This is a genomic window from Clostridiisalibacter paucivorans DSM 22131 (genome assembly GCF_000620125.1).
Lineage (GTDB): Bacteria > Bacillota > Clostridia > Tissierellales > Clostridiisalibacteraceae > Clostridiisalibacter > Clostridiisalibacter paucivorans.
Window position 1 is genome coordinate 1 of record NZ_JHVL01000084.1, and the last position, 2,716, is coordinate 2,716.

Consider the following 2,716-nt stretch of genomic DNA (forward strand, 5'->3'; position numbering starts at 1 on the left):
TATCTCTTTGTAAAAGTGTAATAAGAAATAAAATAAATTAATATGCTTAGAACACTTTTAAGAGTGGTTCTAAACATATTATACGAGGAGATGAAAATTATGATTATTGGTTACACGACAGGGGTATTTGATTTGTTTCATATTGGACATTTGAATATGCTGAAAAACGCAAAATCAATGTGTGATAAACTAGTTGTAGGAGTAACAACAGACGATCTTGTCTCATACAAAAATAAAAAAGCGGTTATTCCGTTTGACGAAAGACTGGAGATTGTAAGAAACATCAAGTATGTTGACGCTGCTATCGCTCAAGAAAGTATGGATAAATTTGAGGCTTGGAAGAAATTGAAATTTGATGTTATGTTCGTTGGAGACGACTGGTATAATACTGAAAAATGGAATAATTTTGAGAAACAGTTTAATGAAGTAGGTGTAAGAATTATTTATTTCCCATATCATAAGGGGACTTCATCAACATTGATTAACGAAACACTATTGAATCTTCGTAGCGAGAAATAAAGCAAACTTCGTCCCCTTATGTGTTAGGATACAATTTTGTTAAGATTAGTTTGATCGAGCACCAAGTATCCCTGAGCCCCAAGTCACCAAGAAACTATTCCACATAGGAGGATGGGGACTGATAAAAGTATAGAGGGTACAGTAACGATTAACGTGACGAAGATAACGGGCATGAACAGATATGTAGTGTCCGTTTATTTTAAAAGGGAATTAACTAACAGAATATTGTATTGATGGATGAGATATGGGGGGGCGATTAAGTGGAAAAATTAGATGATACGATGCTTGATATAGTTAAATAGGGTCAGGCTCATTTTTAAACTATATGAGATATGAATGAGAATGTATAAAACATAGGACAAAAATCAAAAAATGTATTTATAACATCACGAATGGAAGATTAAATTATGAATCTATACAAAAGCATATCTTGGACATTAGTGGTTGTCTGGATGGCAATTATATTTTTGTTGTCATCTCAGGTTGTGGAGAAGTCCAATGATTTGAGCAAAGGTGTAACAAAGATTATTGTGGATACTGTTGAAAAGGTTAATCCTAAAGCTAATTTTAATATTAGAAGGTTTAATCATATATTGAGAAAAAACGCCCATTTTTTCGCTTATTTGATATTGGGCATATTAGTAATCAATGCGTTAAATGCAAGTGGAAAATGTGGATATAAGAGTGTAGCTTTGACACTATTTATTTGTGTGTTATATGCTATATCAGATGAAGTACACCAAATGTTTGTACCAGGGAGAGGTCCTCAAATTAAGGATGTATTTATAGATAGTGCAGGGACTATTGTTGGTATTTTGATGTATCTAATAATTTCACCCCTTGTCTTAAAGAGATGAGGGGTGAATTGTTTTTAGAAAGGCTGAAAGTGCCTTTAATTGTTCGGGAGTTAAGGATTTTGCACTGTCCAAAAGTTCCTTCAAACTATTATCTATTGTTTCTGATGTATTATCAGCAAAAAAATCTGACAATGTAATATCAAATACATTGCATATCTTTTGTAATGTTGGAACATCTGGGATGCGATTACCATTTTCTAATTTACTAATAACTGGCTGAGAGATATTGCATTTATCGGCCAATTCTTTAGTAGTTATATTGTGTTCTTTTCTAAGGCATTTAATCTTGTGACCAACATCCATTATTATATTCTCCTAACATTCTAATTTAGAATAATCTATAGTTTTATTGTAACTACAAAGGTAAAATAAAACAATTATTTTTCTAAAATAGAATAAAAATATTGACAATTATCCCAAATTAGAATAAAATTATAGATAGAGATATTCTACTACTTATTAAATCTTGGATCATCGGTTCTACCCATCAGATAGTCTACTGAAACTTCAAAAAAATTCGCTAGGGCATCTAGTTTTTCCATAGTTGTAGTTCGTCTACCTCTTTCAATATCACTTATTGCTGTATGGGTAAGACCAACTATATTTCCCAATTCAGATTGTTTAATATTCTTTTCTTTGCGTAATGTTTTGACACGATTAGCAAAAGTCTCTTTTGAAAACATATAAAATCTCCTTGACATTTCGCTAATAGCTACATACAATATAAAGTATAGTAGGCTAATAGCGAAGTATATTATTTAAGATATCATAAAGTTTATGGGGATAATCTTTATGATAACATTTTACCAATTTATTAATATTAATACAACTGATAAAGATAAAGCCTATTATTAATATTGTGGGATAAAGGGGGGAGATTATGTTGAAAGATCTCAATGAACTATTTGATGAAATGGTATTTATGAGATTAGATGACATAGGGGACAATGAGTTACTAAAAAATCATGAATACTGCAATTTGAGACATAATTTAATTACACTGTACAAAGCAATAAAGAATAGACTCCCAGAGGAATATAGACATTATATAGATGATTATGAATCCATCCAAGAAAGACAAAATGAACTCATAAGAAATATCATATATGAACAGGGCATAAAGGATGGCATGAGATTAGAATTTGAGAGAAATAAGGTAGTTAAATAGGGTCAGGCTCACTTTTAAACTTTATAAGATATGAATGAGAACCTATAAAACATAGAAGACAAACTAAAAAATGAATTAATAAACTAAAGACTACAGATATATTTATTGCAACAGAAAAGAACTAATCAAATTAAAAAGATTAGTTCTTTTTATATAACCCTAATTGTTAATA

At 30.5% G+C, this 2,716-nt stretch carries 5 protein-coding genes; 3 read left to right on the forward strand and 2 right to left on the reverse strand.

Annotated features, from left to right (window positions below; translation table 11 throughout):
• Positions 1–99: 99 nt before the first annotated feature.
• Together Q326_RS0114760 and Q326_RS0114765 are read left to right on the forward strand one after the other, a co-directional pair.
• Positions 100–519 (forward strand): FAD synthase family protein, encoded by a 420-nt coding sequence (locus Q326_RS0114760; RefSeq protein WP_026896055.1) that lies wholly within the window; start codon positions 100–102, stop codon positions 517–519.
• A gap of 407 nt (positions 520–926) precedes the next feature.
• Positions 927–1,376 (forward strand): VanZ family protein, encoded by a 450-nt coding sequence (locus Q326_RS0114765; RefSeq protein WP_026896056.1) that lies wholly within the window; start codon positions 927–929, stop codon positions 1,374–1,376.
• Here Q326_RS0114765 and Q326_RS0114770 read toward each other — a convergent pair.
• A complete protein-coding gene (locus Q326_RS0114770) occupies positions 1,365–1,679 on the reverse strand; it encodes a helix-turn-helix domain-containing protein (RefSeq protein ID WP_026896057.1) in 315 nt (104 codons plus the stop codon). The genes Q326_RS0114765 and Q326_RS0114770 overlap by 12 nt on opposite strands.
• A gap of 149 nt (positions 1,680–1,828) precedes the next feature.
• A complete protein-coding gene (locus Q326_RS0114775) occupies positions 1,829–2,059 on the reverse strand; it encodes a helix-turn-helix domain-containing protein (RefSeq protein WP_026896058.1) in 231 nt (76 codons plus the stop codon).
• Between the two features lie 197 nt (positions 2,060–2,256).
• On the opposite strand from Q326_RS0114775, the gene Q326_RS0114780 reads away from it, so the two are divergent.
• Positions 2,257–2,544 carry a hypothetical protein gene (locus tag Q326_RS0114780; protein ID WP_026896059.1) on the forward strand — a complete coding sequence of 96 codons (288 nt, stop codon included), beginning with the start codon at positions 2,257–2,259 and terminating at the stop codon, positions 2,542–2,544.
• The last annotated feature ends 172 nt before the right edge of the window (positions 2,545–2,716 follow it).